We start from the raw sequence: 16,035 nt of genomic DNA, 5'->3' as shown, positions 1-16,035 counted from the left end.
CACGGAACCTGCCGCCGCAGCCAGAAAGACCAACCGTGGATGCCGACATGGACAGCATGGAAGTTCGGGCCGATGTGATGCACAGGCTGGTCGGCGCAGACGACGACCGCTGGCACGCCCGCGCGTCGGGGGAATGGCGATGACGCACAACGGCAGCCATGATGGCAACCCTGGCGGCAACGATAACCGCGGCATTGCGCGCTACCTGCTGCGCCATGGCCTGCGTCTGGTCACAGCGGAGTCCTGTACCGCGGGGCTGATCGCGTCGCGCATTGCCGAGGTGCCAGGCTGCGGCGACGTCCTGCACTGCGCCATCGTTGCGTATTCGCCCTCGGCCAAGGTACAGCTGCTGCACGTGCCGCCAGACACCATCCGGCGCCACGGGCTGACCAGCGAGGCCGTTTCGCTGGCCATGGCGCTGGGCGCCATGCAGGTCACCGGCGCCGACCTGGCGATCGCCAACACCGGGGTTGCCGATGATGGCGGCGACGGCGATATCCCCGCTGGCACGCAGTGCTTTGCATGGGTGTTCCGCCGTCGCGGCCATGGCGCGCGCCACGTTCCGGGCAACCAGGCCGCCATTGCCGCGTTCACCGCAACCCGGCGCTTTCCCGGCACGCGCAACGCGGTGCGTGAAGCGGCTGCTGACTGGGCGCTCGCCCGCATCTGCCACTACCACGAGCTGGCGCAGCGCGGGCAAGGCGCCCACGCCCCGCGCGCATGAAGCGCCGGTGTGCTGAATCGGCGCGCCGGCATTCTCCAGGGCCTCTGGGCCGGACCTACCTAGTCTTGCAATGGAGACCACTATGAAACGCACCCTCGCTACCACGGCGCTGGTCGTCGGCGCCGCGCTCTGCCTGCCGGCCTTTGCGCAACAGGCTCCGGCCTCGCCGACCGCACCGAACCCCAGTGCACCACCGATCGAAGGCGCCGGGGCCTCGCGCAATCAGCCGGCCGCCAGCGACATGAGCGCCGCATCCGGCCCGGGCGCCACCAAGGACACCATGAAGAAGTCCAAGTCCGACAAGGCCTCGCGCAGCAAGAAGCCACGCGAGCAAGGCGCGCCGCCGTCACCGACCGCCGATGCGCCAAGCGGCCCCAAGGGGGATTCGCCGGATCCGGCACCCAAGCAGTAGGCCCGCGGTAATCCTCCCCGCGGCTACGGCCGCGCCTGCGGTATGCGGTACTGCTGCCGGAGCACGCGAAACAGCTCATGGCTGACTTGCACGCCACGGTACTGGCGGCGCACCACGGCACGCAGGCGCGAACCCAGCACTTGCGCGCGCAGCGCCCGCGCATAGCGGCGCTGCACGGCATGTTCGCGCTTGCTGATCGCCTGCAGGATGGAGCTGTCCGAACTGTGCCGGGCGATGCCGCGTGCCGCCGCGGCGGATGTGGCGGCCCGGGCCGGGGGTTCATCAGGCAGTTCGCCCAGGCCGAGCAGGCACGCTCGCAGCTCCTGCGCCGCCTGCGCAAACGCATTGGCGCGGCTGGTAAGGAGCGATTTCAGGTGGGGATTGGCCGCGGCCAGCGCTGCGCCGCGGCAGCCCAGTTCGCCATCGCGCGATGCCGCGATCAGCGCATTGAGCAACAGGGCCTTCTTCTTTGCCATGAAACACCTGCCCTGGTCCGCGGGCGGACCCGTGAAGTCACCGATCGGGGCCGGCTGCCGCCGGCGGTTGCTCCTTAGCGCCAGGCATGCGCCGCTCGGACAACTCGGACAAGAATAGTGGCTCGTCCCGCGCGCCGCCAGTTGGGGCAAACGCGCGGCGCGAGGCGGCCGTCCACGTCTTGCGGGCCTCGCGCATGCCGCGCAGGTTCATCACGATCAGCGCCAGTTGCAGGACGATCAGCGCATAGGCGCCGCCATGCCAGCCCCAGGCAATCCACAGCACATTGCTGGCAAGGAAGACCCAGAAGCCGGCCCGCCGGCGTGCGCTCCGGCGTGAGCCGACCAGCCAGGTGGCGACCACCGTCACCACCATCGCCGGCCATTGCGCTGCCTCCAGCCACCAGTCCATGCGTCTCCTTCCGCGGCCTTCCCACCGTGCCGGGGGCAGCACGCGCTGCCATACAGCGGCAAGAAACATACCGGCTGTGCACGGCGCTCTCATCGGCCCCGCTGCCCTGCGCGTTCTTTCCATCGGCACGGCGCGCACCGGTAGATTTTACAAGCGGTACGGCATTGCTCACATGACGTGCTGCGGCGCTTGCCCTTGAGGCGCCTTGGCCAGGGGCGCAACGGCAACTGGCCGGGCGCGCTGGCACGCACTTCGCATGGCTGTGCCATCCCGCCGGCGGGCCGCGAGGCGCCGGAGCGGGATTTTTGTTGCTCCGCCGGAGCGAAACACCGGGAGGACTTTGTGCGGATCTGCCAGATCGACCTGACCGGAACGCCCGATGCCGATGAACACGCGCTCCAGCGCGTGGCGGCCCTGGGCTTCGACCACGTACTGATCGGCGGCTGGCCGCACCTGCCCGGCGAAGACGCTTTCGCGGCTTGCGCCCGGCACGGGCTGGCCCCGCTGCTCGACATCTCACTGGACCGCTATGCGGTCGACCACGCCGACGGCGCCGAGCCAGCTCCCGACCCTGCCTGGATCGACAGTGCGGTCCCGGCCTTCGCCCCACACGAGACCGACAGCCACATCCCCGGCGCCCGCCTGCGCTGGCATGACCCGGCCACGGCCGACGCGCTGGTGCAGTGGTGGGCGGTCCGGCTGCGCCAGGCCTGGGCGGCAGGCGCGGCGGGCTTCTGCTGCCGTGCGCCGGCTCGCGTGCCCGGCAGGCAGTGGGCCGCGCTGACCGGCACGCTGCGCAGCGATGCCGTGCCGGCACAGGCGCGCGGTGCACCGTGCTTGCTGGCGTGGACGCCGGGCCTGACGCCGGCGCAACTGGATGAGCTGGCGCCAGCAGGCTTCGACGGCGCCTTCTGCTCGCTGCCGTGGTGGGATTTTCGCAGCCCCTGGCTGACCGAGGAAATCGCGCGGCTGCGCCGCTTTGGCCGGGTGCTGGCCGCCCCCGCGCTGACGCCGGCAAGCCATGACGCGCTCAGCGCGCGGCGTGCGCTGTGGACCGCCGCGGCGATCGGCGACGGCATCCTGGTGCCGGCCGGCTTCGAGACCGGCGGCGCGCTGGCACGCGACCCGCTGGCAGCGGATGGCGCCCCGCATCAGGGCGTGCCATACGACATCACCCATGAACTGCTGGAAACCAATACCTGGCTGGCTGCGCGCGATCCGGCCCCCGCGCTGGCCGTGCGGCTGCTGAGCGGACCCGACGCGCCGCTGACGGTGCTGGCACGGCTGCCTGTGCCGGACGGCGCCTGCGCCCTGCTCGACACGGCCGGCAACCGTAGCGACCCTGCGGTACCAGACGGCGCCCCCGCCCTGGCAGTGGTGCTCAATCCAGACCCCGCGGCACCCGGCACGCTGGGCGCCGACCGCGTGCTGAGCGCGCTGCCGCATGCCAGCGCGCATCTGGAATCGTCACTGGGTGGCCCGGGCGGGACGCTCGATGGCAACCACCGGCTCGATGCGCTGGCCAGCATCACGCTGGCGCCCGCCGATATCCGCCTCTATGAAGTGCCACCGCTGCCCCTGACGCGGCCCGGCATGCCGGCAGCCGACGCGCGCGCGCCGCACGGCCATGAAACGCTGGCCGCCACCGGCCTGGGCAGCGTGGTGGCGGCGATGGAGGCCCCGCGCATCGCCATCGAGCACGTCGAACCCGCCTGCAACGAAGGCCGCTTCGCCGTGCGGCGCATAGTGGGCGAGCGCGTGACCGTCAGTGCCGATATCTGGATGGATGGGCACGACAAGCTTGCCGCCGCGGTGTTATGGCGCGCGCCGGGCGAGACTGGCTGGCACGAAGCGCCGATGCAGCCCGTGATCAACGACCGCTGGGAAGGCAGCTTCCCGCTGGTGGCACTGGGCCGGCACGAATTCACGGTCGAGGCCTGGCGCGACACCTTCGCCAGCTGGCTCGACGAGATCGGCAAGAAGCGCGCGGCCGGCCTCAACGTGGCACTGGAGATCGAAGAAGGCGCGCGGCTGGTGGCCGATGCGCTGCTGCAGCCTGCAAGGAACGGGAAGCAGGGCAATGGCGGGAAGGACAGCCAGAAGGCAACCGCGGACAAGGAGCTCTCAGCTCTCGTCGACGAACTGACCACCGCTGCCGCCGATGACGCTCGCCGGCAGGAGATCCTGCTGTCGCCACGCACCGCGGCCGCGATGCAGGCAGTGATGGCAACCCCCGCGGGCCGCCCGTTTGCCTCGCGCCATCCGGTGGCCATGCCGGTCGAAGCCGACCGCCTGGCCGCACGCTATGCCAGCTGGTACGAGCTGTTCCCGCGTTCGCAAAGCAACGACGAGACCCGCCACGGCACCTTCGACGATGTCATCGCCAGGCTGCCCGCCATCCGCGCGATGGGCTTCGACGTGCTGTACTTCACGCCGATCCACCCGATCGGCCGTACCCATCGGAAAGGCCGCAACAACAGCTTGCGCAGCGAGCCGGGCGAACCCGGCAGCCCTTACGCCATCGGCGGCGAGGAAGGCGGCCACGATGCGCTCCATCCCGAGCTGGGCACCTTCGAAGATTTCGGCCGCCTGCTGGACGCAGCCGCGGCGCACGGCCTGGAACTGGCGCTGGACTTCGCGATCCAGTGTTCGCCCGACCATCCGTGGCTGAAGGATCATCCGGAGTGGTTTGCGCACCGCCCCGACGGCTCGCTGCGCTATGCGGAGAACCCGCCCAAGAAGTACGAGGACATCGTCAACGTCGATTTCTACGCCGCGCCGCCCGCGGGCGCCGCGCTATGGCAGGCCCTGCGCGACGTGGTGATGTTCTGGGCCGACCACGGCGTGCGCATCTTCCGCGTGGACAACCCGCATACCAAGCCGCTGCCGTTCTGGGAGTGGATGATCGCCGACGTGCGCGCGCGCCACCCCGACACCATCTTCCTGGCCGAGGCCTTCACCCGGCCCAAGATGATGGCGCGCCTGGCCAAGCTCGGCTTCAGCCAGTCGTATACCTATTTCACCTGGCGCAACACCAAGTGGGAGCTGACCGAGTACCTGACCGAGCTGACGCAAAGCCCGCTGCGCGATTTCTTCCACCCGCACTTCTTCGTCAATACACCCGACATCAACCCCTACTTCCTGCACCAGGGCGGGCGCCCGGCGTTCCTGATCCGCGCCGCGCTGGCCACGCTGCTGTCGGGCCTGTGGGGCATGTACAGCGGCTTCGAGCTGTGCGAGAGCGCGCCCTTTGTGCTGGACGGCAAGGTGCGCGAGGAATACCTCGACTCCGAGAAATACCAGCTGCGCGTGCGCGACTGGCGGCAGCCCGGCAATATCGTCGCGGAGATCTCCCGGCTCAATGAGATCCGCGCCGGGCACCCGGCGCTGCAGAACCACCTGGGGCTGCGCTTTTACCATGCCGGCAGCGACGCGGTGCTGTGGTTCGCGCGCTTCGTGCCAGGCACCGACTACCTGTTCGGCGACGACGTGCTGCTGGTCGCGATCAACCTGGATCCGCGCACGGCGCACGAGGCCGATATCGAAATCCCGTTGTGGGAATGGGGGCTGCCCGACCAGGCCGGCCTGGCGGTGCACGAGCTGATGCACGGCCGGCGCTTCGAGCTGCGCGGCAAGCACCAGCGCATCCGGCTGGATCCGGCGCAACTGCCCTTCTCGGTCTGGCATGTGCGCCCGCTGGAGCGTCCCGCGCCCCGCCCACCCGCGGCGCCGGCCTCGACCGACCCGCACGGCGCCTGACAGGCATACGTGGAGACACGGATGAAACGCCTTACCGAAACCGGCAGTGCCGACCTGCTCAACGCCGATCCGCTCTGGTACAAGGACGCGGTCATCTACCAGCTCCACATCAAGTCCTTCTACGACGCCAACGGCGACGGCGTGGGCGATTTTGCCGGGCTGCTGGCCAAGCTCGACTACCTGGTCAACCTGGGCGTAGACACGGTGTGGCTGCTGCCGTTCTATCCGTCGCCGCGACGCGACGACGGCTATGACATCGCCGACTACCGCAATGTCCATCCCGACTACGGCACGCTGACCGAGGCCAGGCGCTTCGTGGCCGCGGCCCATGCACGCGGGCTGCGCGTGATCACCGAACTGGTGATCAACCACACCTCGGACCAGCACCCCTGGTTCCAGCGCGCGCGCAAGGCCAAGCCCGGCTCTGCCGCGCGCCGCTACTACGTGTGGTCCGACCACGACCAGTCCTACGCTGGCACCCGCATCATCTTCTGCGATACCGAAAAGTCCAACTGGAGCTGGGACCCGGTCGCCGGCGCCTACTTCTGGCACCGTTTCTACTCGCACCAGCCGGACCTGAACTTCGACAACCCGCAGGTGCTCAACGAAGTGCTGTCGGTGATGCGCTTCTGGCTCGACATGGGCATCGATGGCCTGCGCCTTGACGCCGTGCCCTACCTGGTCGAGCGCGAGGGCACCAGCAATGAGAACCTGCCGGAGACGCACGCGATCATCCGCCATATCCGGGCCCACCTGGACCAGCACTTCCGCGGGCGCATGCTGCTGGCCGAAGCCAATATGTGGCCCGAGGACGCGCAGCAGTACTTCGGCCTGACCGGGCCTGAGCCTGAGGGCGACGAATGCCACATGGCCTTCCACTTCCCGCTGATGCCGCGCATGTACATGGCCATCGCGCGTGAGGACCGCTTCCCGATCACCGACATCATGCGCCAGACGCCGGAGGTGCCGCCCAACTGCCAGTGGGCCATCTTCCTGCGCAACCACGACGAACTGACGCTGGAAATGGTGACCGGCAGCGAGCGCGACTACCTGTGGGAGGTCTATGCCTCGGACCGCCGCGCGCGCATCAACCTGGGCATCCGCCGCCGGCTGGCGCCGCTGATGGAGCGCGACCGCCGCCGCATCGAGCTGATGAACAGCCTCTTGTTCTCGATGCCCGGCACGCCGGTGATCTACTACGGCGACGAGATCGGCATGGGCGACAACATCCACCTGGGCGACCGCGACGGCGTGCGCACGCCGATGCAGTGGTCGCCCGACCGCAACGGCGGCTTCTCGCACGCCGATCCCGAGCGCCTGGTGCTGCCGACGCTGCAGGGCCCCCTGTACGGCTACGAGGCGGTCAATGTCGAGGCGCAGGCGCGCGACCCGCATTCGCTGCTGAACTGGATGCGGCGCATGCTGGCGCTGCGGCGCAAGCACCACGCCTTCGGCCGCGGCACGCTGCGCTTCCTGTTCCCGGGCAACCGCAAGATCCTGGCCTACCTGCGCGAGTACGAGGACGAGCACATCCTGTGCGTGGCCAACCTGTCGCGCGCGCCGCAGGCGGTGGAGCTGGACCTGTCCGCCTTCAACGGCCGCGTGCCGGTGGAGATGATGGGCGCCACGCCGTTCCCTGCCATCGGCACGCTGACCTACCTGCTGACGCTGCCGCCCTATGGCTTCTACTGGTTCGTGCTCAGCGACGAGGCGCAGCCGCCGTCGTGGCACGTGGAGGCGCCTGAGCAAATGCCAGACCAGATCACCCTCGTGATGCAGAACATTGGCCGGCCGGAGCTGACCGACGCCTCGCGCCGCATCATGGCCAGCGACGTGCTGCCGCACTACGTCAGCCGGCGCCGCTGGTTCGGCGCCAAGCACGAGCGCATCGAGCGCATCGAGCTGGCCTATGTGCTGCCATTTGCGCGCGGCAGCAGCGGCGAAGATGTCTACCTGGGCGAGGTCGAAGTGGTCCTGCCTGGCCGCACCGAGCGCTACCAGCTGCCGCTGGGCATCCTGTGGGACCGGGAGAGCGCCGACAGCGTGTCGCAGCTGGCACATGGCCTGTCGATGGCGCGCGTGCGCCAGGGCAGCCGCGTGGGGCTGGCCACCGACGGTTTCGTGGTCGAGCCCTTTGCGCGCGAGGTGGTGCGCGCGCTGCGCAATGACGTGCAGATGCAGGCCGGAAACGACATCATCCACTTCCGTGCCGAGCCCGGCCTGGCCGCGCTGGAACTGGAGCGCGACCCGATCGAATACATGTCGGCCGAGCAGTCCAACAGCTCGCTGTCTTACAACAACACGGCCGTGCTCAAGATGGTGCGCCGGGTCTCTGGCGGCATCCACCCCGAGGCCGAGATGACGCGCTACCTGACCGCGCAGGCCTATGCGCACGCGGCACCGCTGCTGGGCGAGGTGGTGCGCACCGGGCCGGATGGCGTGCCACATACGCTGATGCTGCTGCAGGGCTATGTCCTGAACCAGGGCAATGGCTGGGACTGGACCCTGGACTACCTGGGCCGCGCCATCGATGACGCGCTGCCCTCGCAGGAGAGCGAGGACGAGTTTGCCGAGGCCATGACCGGCTACGCCGCGCTGGCTGGCACGCTCGGCCGCCGGCTGGCCGAGCTCCATGCGGTGCTGGCACGGGCCACCGGCGACGACGCCTTCGCGCCATTGCCGGCAACCGACGGCGATGCGCGCGCGTGGGCCGGGCAAGCCATGCGTGCGCTGCAACGCGCGCTGACGCGGCTGGAGCCTGCGTTAGCCACCGTGCCGGGACCGGTGCGCCAGACCCTCGAGGCCGACGTGCAGACCCTGATGGCCGCGCGCGACGCGCTGCCCGCGCTGGTCGAACAGCTCGCCGCTGCCGCGCCGGGCAGCCTGCAGACGCGCATCCACGGCGACTTCCACCTGGGCCAGGTGCTGATTGCGCAGAACGACACCTACCTGGTCGACTTCGAGGGCGAGCCCGGCCTGCCGCTGGACTGGCGCCGCCGCAAGACCTCGCCGCTGCGCGATGTGGCCGGGCTGCTGCGCTCGCTGGACTACGCCGCGGCCACGGTCGGCACCGACCGCCAGGAACGCACCCACAGCGAACTGCCGCCGCAGCTGGCCGAACGCCGCGCGGTGCTGCTGGAGCGCTTCCGTACCACCGCCAGCGAAGCCTTCCTGAACTGCTACCACCAGCACATGCAGGACTCGGGCGCACCCTGGGTCGCGCCCGACCAGTTGCAGCCCTTGCTGGACCTGTTCTTGCTGGAGCGGGCGGCCTATGAGGTCGACTACGAAGCCGCCAACCGCGTGGCGTGGATCGACCTGCCGGTGAGCGGCCTGGCGCGCCTGCTGCGCAAGCTGGTACCGCCGGGAGACCAGCTATGACCCCCGCCCATGGCACGCAGCCCGGCATGCTGCCGGGCCACGAGCTCGAGGCCTTGCTCGGTGCACGCCACCATGACCCGTTTGCCGTGCTGGGTCCGCACCCTGACGGCGACGGCACGCTGGTGCGCGCCTGCCTGCCAGGGGCGGCGTCGGTGCAGCTGACCGATGCCGGCGGCACGCCACTGGCGGAGATGGCGCGGCTGCACGGCGGCGGCGTCTTCGCCGCGCGGCTGCCGCGCGAATACAAGGGCAGTCCGCCTGATTACCGGCTGCGCGTGCAATGGTCCGACGGCACCGGCCAGTGCAGCGCCGACCCTTACGCCTTTGGCCTGCTGCTGGGCGAGCTGGACCTGCACCTGATCGCCGAGGGCCGCCACTTCGAGCTGGGCGCCTGCCTGGGCGCGCAGTGGCAGCGCGTGGACGGCATCGACGGCGTGCGCTTTGCCGTGTGGGCGCCGAACGCGCAGCGGGTTTCGGTGATCGCTGACTTCAACGGCTGGCACCCGGCGCGGCACCCGATGCGGCTGCGCCATCCGAGCGGCATCTGGGAGCTGTTCATCCCCGCCGCGCTGGGCGCGCAGCCCGGCAGCCGCTACAAGTATGACCTGCTCGACCCGCACGGCACCGAGCTGCCGGACAAGGCCGACCCGCTCGCGCAGGCCACCGAGGCGCCCCCCGCCACCGCCTCGGTGGTGGCCGGGCCGGACCAGGGCGCGCCCCCCTTCGCCTGGCACGACGCCGACTGGATGGCGCGCCGCGGCGCCGCTGATCCCTATGCCGCGCCGATGTCCGTCTATGAAGTCCATGCCCTGTCGTGGCTGCAGGCGGCCAACGACCCGCAACGCGGCTGGGAAATCCTGGGCGGGCGGCTGGTGCCGTACGTGCAGGAACTGGGCTTTACCCATATCGAGCTGCTGCCCATTACCGAGCACCCGTTCGGCGGCTCCTGGGGCTACCAGCCGCTGTCGCTGTACGCGCCCACCGCGCGGCTGGGGCCGCCGCAGGCCTTTGCCGCGTTTATCGACCGCTGCCACCAGGCCGGCATCGGCGTGATCCTGGACTGGGTGCCCGCGCACTTCCCGACCGATCCGCACGGGCTGGCGCGCTTCGACGGCACCGCGCTCTATGAGCACGAGGACCCGCGCGAAGGCTTCCACCAGGACTGGAACACCCTGATCTACAACCTCGGCCGCAACGAGGTGCGCGGCTTCCTGCTGGCCGCCGCGCTGCACTGGCTGGAGCACTTCCACGCCGACGGCCTGCGGGTGGACGCGGTGGCATCCATGCTCTACCGCGACTACAGCCGCGAGCCCGGACAGTGGGTGCCGAACCGCTTCGGCGGCCGGGAAAACCTGGAAGCCGTCGACTTCCTGCGTGAACTGAACGCCGTGGTCCACGAACGCTGCCCCGGTGCGCTGACCATCGCCGAAGAATCCACCGCGTGGCCCGGCGTGACCGCCAGCGTCGCCAGCGGCGGGCTTGGCTTCGACTTCAAGTGGAACATGGGCTGGATGCACGACACGCTGCACTATCTCGGGCACCAGCCCGTCCACCGCGCCTGGCACCACCAGGACATGACCTTCGGGCTGGTCTATGCGTGGTCCGAGGCCTTCGTGCTGCCGCTGTCGCATGACGAAGTGGTGCACGGCAAGGGCTCGATGATCGGCAAGGTGCCCGGCGACGACTGGCAGCGCTTTGCCGGCCTGCGCGCCTACTACGGCTTCATGTGGGCGCACCCGGGCAAGAAGCTGCTGTTCATGGGCGGCGAGCTGGCGCAGTGGCAGGAATGGAACCACGATGCCGAGCTTGACTGGGCCTTGCTGGACCACCCGATGCACCGCGGCATGCACACGCTGGTGCGTGACCTGAACCGCCTCTACCGCGAGCTGCCCGCGCTGCATGCGCTGGACCACCGCCCGGAAGGCTTCCAGTGGGTGGTGGGCGACGACAACCACAACAGCGTGTTCGCGTGGCTGCGCCGCGCGGGCCCTCTCAGCCGCGAGGTGGTGCTGGTGGTGGTCAACATGACCCCGGTGCCGCGCTATGGCTACCGGCTCGGGGTGCCGTACGCCGGCGCCTGGCAGGAATGCCTGAATACCGATGCTGCCGTGTACGGCGGCAGCAATGTCGGCAATGGCGGCGCGGTAGCGGCAGTGGACGTGCCTTCGCACGGGCAGCCGGCTTCGCTCGCGCTGACGCTGCCGCCGCTGGCCACGCTGGTGCTGCGCTTCGATCCAGGCGGTGGCATCCAGGGCGCATCGGCATGAGCCGCCAGTTCGCGGACCGGCTGCTGCCCGGCAAGCCGTATCCCCTCGGAGCCCACTGGGACGGCCTGGGTGTCAATTTCGCGGTGTTCTCGGCCCACGCCCCCCGCATCGACCTGTGCCTGTTCTCCGACAACGGGCGCAAGGAGCTGGCGCGCCTGCGGCTGCCGGAATGCACCGACGAGATCTGGCACGGCTACCTGCCCGACGCGGCGCTCGGCACGCTGTACGGCTACCGCGCGCACGGCCCCTACGATCCCGCGCACGGCCACCGCTTCAACCCGCACAAGCTGCTGCTGGACCCGTATGCGCGCCAGTTGAGCGGCCCGGTGCGCTGGTCCGATGCGCTGTTCGGCTACCGCCTGCAAAGTGCGCGCGGCGACCTGACACCAGACCGCCGCGACAGCGCTCCGACCATGCCCAAGGCGGTGGTCGTCGACGAAAGCTTCCACTGGGGCGACGACCGCCCGCCCGCGGTGCCGTGGCCGTCCACCGTCATCTATGAAGCCCACCTGCGAGGCCTGTCGATGCTGCGCGGCGACCTGCTGCCCAACCTGCGCGGTTCCTTCGCCTCGCTGTGCGACCCACGCTTTATCGACCACCTGGTGCAGCTCGGCATCACCACTGTCGAGCTGCTGCCGGTCCACGCCATCCTGCAGGACCGCTTCCTGCTGGAGCGCGGACTGCGCAACTACTGGGGCTACAGCACCATGGCGTACTTCGCACCGGAGCCCGCCTACCTGGGCACCGGGCAACTGCAGGAACTCAAGGTGGCGATGCGGCGCCTGCACGCCGCCGGCCTCGAAGTGATCCTGGACGTGGTCTACAACCATACCTGCGAGGGCAACGAGCTGGGGCCGACAGTGTCGTGGCGAGGGCTGGACAACGCCAGCTACTACCGGCTGGTGCCGGGCGACGAGCGCCACTACATCAACGACACCGGCTGCGGCAATACGCTCAACGTGTCGCATCCGCGCGTGCTGCAGATGGTGATGGACTCGTTGCGCTACTGGGTGCAGTGCTACCACGTCGATGGCTTTCGCTTCGACCTGGGCACCACCCTCGGGCGCGAGGGCAATGGCTTCGATGCCGGCTCGGGCTTTTTCGATACGCTGATGCAGGACCCGGTGCTGAGCCGCGTCAAGCTGATCTCCGAGCCGTGGGACCTGGGCCCGGGCGGCTACCAGCTTGGCAACCACCCGCCCGGCTTTGCCGAGTGGAACGACAAGTTCCGCGATGTGGCGCGCCGCTTCTGGCGCGGCGACGCCAGCCACCGCGGCGAACTGGCGGCGCGGCTGGCGGCCTCGGCCGACCTCTTCGACCGTCGCCACCGGCGCCCGTGGGCCAGCATCAACTTCATCACCGCGCACGACGGCTTCACGCTGGCAGACCTGGTCAGCTACAGCAGCAAGCACAACGAGGCCAACGGCGAAGACAACCGCGACGGCACCGACGACAACGCCAGCGCCAACTGGAGTCCCGACGGGAGCATCGAAGGCCCCACCGACGACCCCGCCATCCTGGCCTGCCGCGCGCACGTGGCGCAGGCGCTGATGGCCACGCTGCTGCTGTCGCAGGGCACCCCCATGCTGACCGCCGGCGACGAATGGGGCCGCAGCCAGCAGGGCAACAACAACGCCTACTGCCAGGACGACGAGATCTCGTGGCTGGACTGGAAGCAGGCCCAGACGCCCGGCGCGCAGCCGCTGCAGCACATGGTGCGCCGCCTGCTGGCCCTGCGCCGGCGGCTGCACTCGCTGGCCGGCGACCGCTTCGCGCACGGGCGCGAGGAGCCGGCGCAGGGCATTGCCGATATTGCCTGGTTCGATACCGACGGCAAGCCGCCCACCCCCGAGGAATGGGCCGACCCGGAGATCCGCACGCTCGCGCTGCGCCGCGCGGCCACGCCGCCCCAACCGGAGCGTGCACAGCTGGGCTCGATGGCGCAAGACGAAGAGAGCGATGCTGACAGCGTGCAGGTGACCTTGCTGCTGCTCAACGCCGGCGATGCCGATGCATCCTTCCTGCTGCCCGAGCCCGCGCTGGCCTGGACGCTGCTGTTCGACAGCAGCCGGCCCGACGCCACTGAGGCCGAACTCGCGGGCGAGGCGGTCGCCAACAGCCTGGCGGTGGCGGGCCACTCGCTGGTGCTGCTGGCGGCCCAAGCCCGCCGCCGCCACAGCGCGCCCCAGGAAAGCCCGCCCCTGGGCGCGCCCCAGGAAAGCCCGCCTCCGGGCGCGCCGCAGGAGGCACAAGCGTGAGCCGGCGCGCCACCCGCCACGACGCGCCCACGCCGCTGCATGCGCTGGCGCTGCGCGCGGGCCTGCTGCCTCAGTGGACGGATGCCTGGAACCAGCCCCAGACGGTCTCCGACGCCGCGCTGCGGCGCGTGCTGGACGGCCTGGGACTGCCTGGCGCCACCAATGGCCAGTGCGAAGCGTCGCGCGCGTGGCTTGCCTCCGATGACGCCGCGCATGCACTGCCGCCCCTGGTCACCGCCGAACGCGGCAAGCCGGTGTCGGTGCCGTGGCCGCGTGCGCTGCCGCAGCGGTCCTACCGGCTGACGCTGGAAGACGGCGCCATCGTCACCGGCACCGCGGTGCGTGGCAACGGTGACAGCGCGCGCGACAGCGGCGGCACCATGCTGCTGCCCGCCATTGACGTATGCGGCTACCACCGCCTCGAACTGGGCGATGCGCACACCGTGCTGGCGATCGCGCCGCCGCGCTGCTACGGCGTCGCCGATGCGCTGCGGCACGCCGGCCGCGCGGGCGAACTGACCCGGCCCTGGGGCCTGGCAGTGCAGCTCTACGGCCTGCGCCGCGGCGCGCCCTGCGGCATGGGCGACCTGAGCGCGCTGGCCCAGTGCTGCATCAGCGCGGCCGGCGCCAGCGCCGACGCCGTGGCCATCAACCCGCTGCACGCCGGCTTTGCCGCCCTGCCCGAGCGCTACAGCCCGTATGCGCCGTCCAGCCGCCTGTTCCTGAATCCGCTCTATGCCGACCCCGCCGTGCAATTCGGGCAGGCCGCGGTAGACTGGGCCGTCGCCGCGCTCGGCGCGGGCGAGTCGCTGCAAGCGCTGGAAGCCCGCAGCGAGATCGACTGGATCACGCTGACGCCGCTGCGCTACGCCATCCTGCGGTGGCTATGGGAGCGCAGCGAAGCGCTGCTGCCGCGCGCGGCGCTCGATGACTGCGCCGCCTTTCGCGCGCGCGGCGGCACTGCGTTGCACGCGCACGCCTGCTATGAGGCCATCCAGGCCCAGCGGCTGGCCGACAGCGCCAACGGCATGAACCACAACCCCGCGCCTGACTGGCACTGCTGGCCGGTCACGCTGCGCTCGCCCGGCGATGCCGCCGTGGCGGCTTTTGCACAGGCGCATGCCGATGAGGTCGCCTACCACGCTTTCCTGCAATGGATCGCCGCCGACGGCATGGCACGCGCGCAGCGCGCGGCGCGCGCCGCGGGCATGGCGGTCGGTATCGTCTCCGACCTGGCGGTGGGCGCCGACCCTGGCGGCAGCCAGGCCTGGACGCGGCAACAGGAAATCCTGGCGGGCTTCCATGCCGGCGCGCCGCCGGACCTGTACAACCCGCTCGGGCAGGACTGGGGCGTGGCGGTATTCTCGCCGCGCGGGCTGCGCCGCCGCGGCTATGCCGCCTTCCTGGAGATGCTGCGCGCCAACCTGGCCCATGCCGGCGGCCTGCGCATCGACCATGTGCTTGGCCTGGCACGCATGTGGCTGGTGCCGGCCGGTGCCCCGGCCAGCGAGGGCGCCTATCTGCGCTATCCGCTGCAGGACATGTTGCGGCTGGTGGCGCTGGAATCATGGCGGCACCGCGCGATCATCATCGGCGAGAACCTGGGCACGGTGCCGCCGGAGCTGAATGCGGTGCTGTCGGCCCGTGGCGTGCTGGGCATCGATGTGCTGTGGTTCCAGCGCGAAGAGTGCGCGCCAGCCGAGGCGGCGCAGGCAGATCGCCGGGTGCCCGCCCCCGTGCCAGACACCGTGCCCGACACCGTGCCGGCCTTCCTGCCTCCCGCAGCCTGGCCGCCCGATGCCGTCGCCACCACCTCGACGCATGACCTCCCCACAGTCACTGGCTGGTGGGCCGGCCGTGACCTTGCGTGGCGCGACCGGCTGCACCTGCTGGCGCCTGGCGAAACCCTCGAAGCGTTGCAAGCCGGCCGTGCGCGCGAGCGCGGCGCGCTATGGCAGGCGCTGTGCGAAGCGGGGCTGTGCAGCGGCGCCGTGCCGGGCCCCGCCCATACCCCGCTCGATGCCGTGCTGGCATGGCTGGGCACGGCGCGCACCGCCATGCGCCTGGTGCCGCTGGAAGACCTGCTGGGCGAAGCCGAGCAGCCCAACCTGCCCGGCACCACCAGCGTCCATCCCAACTGGCAGCGCCGGCTCGATGCCGACGTACGTGCGCTGTTCGATACCCCGGCGGTGCGGGCGCGGGCTGACGCCCTGCGCGGCGGCCGGCACGGCGCACGCCATCCGCCGCCACGCGCGTAGCCACGGGCCCGCAAAAGTGCCGCTTGCAAGACCAGCGCCGCGATCTCCCTGCAGGGATTGCTCCATCCACTAAGCTTGACCCACGCACATG

At 70.4% G+C, this 16,035-nt stretch carries 9 protein-coding genes; 7 read left to right on the top strand and 2 right to left on the bottom strand.

Features of this window, described 5'->3' with window-relative positions; all coding sequences use genetic code 11:
• Window positions 1-133: 133 nt before the first annotated feature.
• Together A3A5_RS0112485 and A3A5_RS0112480 are read left to right on the top strand one after the other, a co-directional pair.
• Complete coding sequence (locus A3A5_RS0112485; RefSeq protein ID WP_018310906.1) at window positions 134-724, top strand: nicotinamide-nucleotide amidohydrolase family protein; 591 nt, start codon at window positions 134-136, stop codon at window positions 722-724.
• An 82-nt stretch (window positions 725-806) separates the two neighbouring features.
• Window positions 807-1,136 (top strand): hypothetical protein, encoded by a 330-nt coding sequence (locus tag A3A5_RS0112480; RefSeq protein WP_018310905.1) that lies wholly within the window; start codon window positions 807-809, stop codon window positions 1,134-1,136.
• Window positions 1,137-1,159: 23 nt separating this feature from the next.
• On the opposite strand, the gene A3A5_RS0112475 is transcribed toward A3A5_RS0112480, so the two are convergent.
• Complete coding sequence (locus A3A5_RS0112475; RefSeq protein WP_018310904.1) at window positions 1,160-1,612, bottom strand: PA2169 family four-helix-bundle protein; 453 nt, start codon at window positions 1,610-1,612, stop codon at window positions 1,160-1,162.
• Window positions 1,613-1,649: 37 nt separating this feature from the next.
• The gene (locus A3A5_RS0112470; protein WP_018310903.1) at window positions 1,650-2,021 is read right to left on the bottom strand and encodes a hypothetical protein; all 372 of its coding nucleotides are present in this window, start codon (window positions 2,019-2,021) and stop codon (window positions 1,650-1,652) included.
• Window positions 2,022-2,363: 342 nt separating this feature from the next.
• Here A3A5_RS0112470 and A3A5_RS0112465 point away from each other — a divergent pair, with 342 nt between their 5' ends.
• Genes A3A5_RS0112465 through malQ form a run of 5 tightly spaced genes read left to right on the top strand, consistent with a single transcriptional unit; the run spans window position 2,364 to window position 15,944 of the window.
• On the top strand, window positions 2,364-5,780 hold the full coding sequence (locus A3A5_RS0112465) for an alpha-1,4-glucan--maltose-1-phosphate maltosyltransferase (RefSeq protein ID WP_035812472.1): 3,417 nt from the start codon (window positions 2,364-2,366) through the stop codon (window positions 5,778-5,780).
• Window positions 5,781-5,801: 21 nt separating this feature from the next.
• Window positions 5,802-9,161: a maltose alpha-D-glucosyltransferase gene (gene treS / locus A3A5_RS0112460; protein ID WP_018310901.1), complete on the top strand. Its 3,360-nt coding sequence runs from the start codon at window positions 5,802-5,804 to the stop codon at window positions 9,159-9,161.
• Window positions 9,158-11,428, top strand: a complete 2,271-nt coding sequence (gene glgB, locus A3A5_RS0112455; RefSeq protein WP_018310900.1) for a 1,4-alpha-glucan branching protein GlgB — start codon at window positions 9,158-9,160, stop codon at window positions 11,426-11,428. Before treS ends, glgB begins: the two co-directional genes overlap by 4 nt.
• Complete coding sequence (gene glgX / locus A3A5_RS0112450; protein ID WP_018310899.1) at window positions 11,425-13,686, top strand: glycogen debranching protein GlgX; 2,262 nt, start codon at window positions 11,425-11,427, stop codon at window positions 13,684-13,686. Before glgB ends, glgX begins: the two co-directional genes overlap by 4 nt.
• Entirely contained in the window at window positions 13,683-15,944 is a 2,262-nt protein-coding gene (malQ, locus tag A3A5_RS0112445) for a 4-alpha-glucanotransferase (RefSeq protein WP_018310898.1), read from the top strand. The genes glgX and malQ overlap by 4 nt, the downstream gene beginning before the upstream one ends.
• Window positions 15,945-16,035: the final 91 nt, after the last annotated feature.

The organism is Cupriavidus sp. UYPR2.512 (assembly GCF_000379565.1).
In the GTDB taxonomy this organism is placed as follows: domain Bacteria; phylum Pseudomonadota; class Gammaproteobacteria; order Burkholderiales; family Burkholderiaceae; genus Cupriavidus.
Note: the sequence above shows the minus strand (reverse complement) of the source record. Positions and strands in the feature narration are given on the sequence as shown.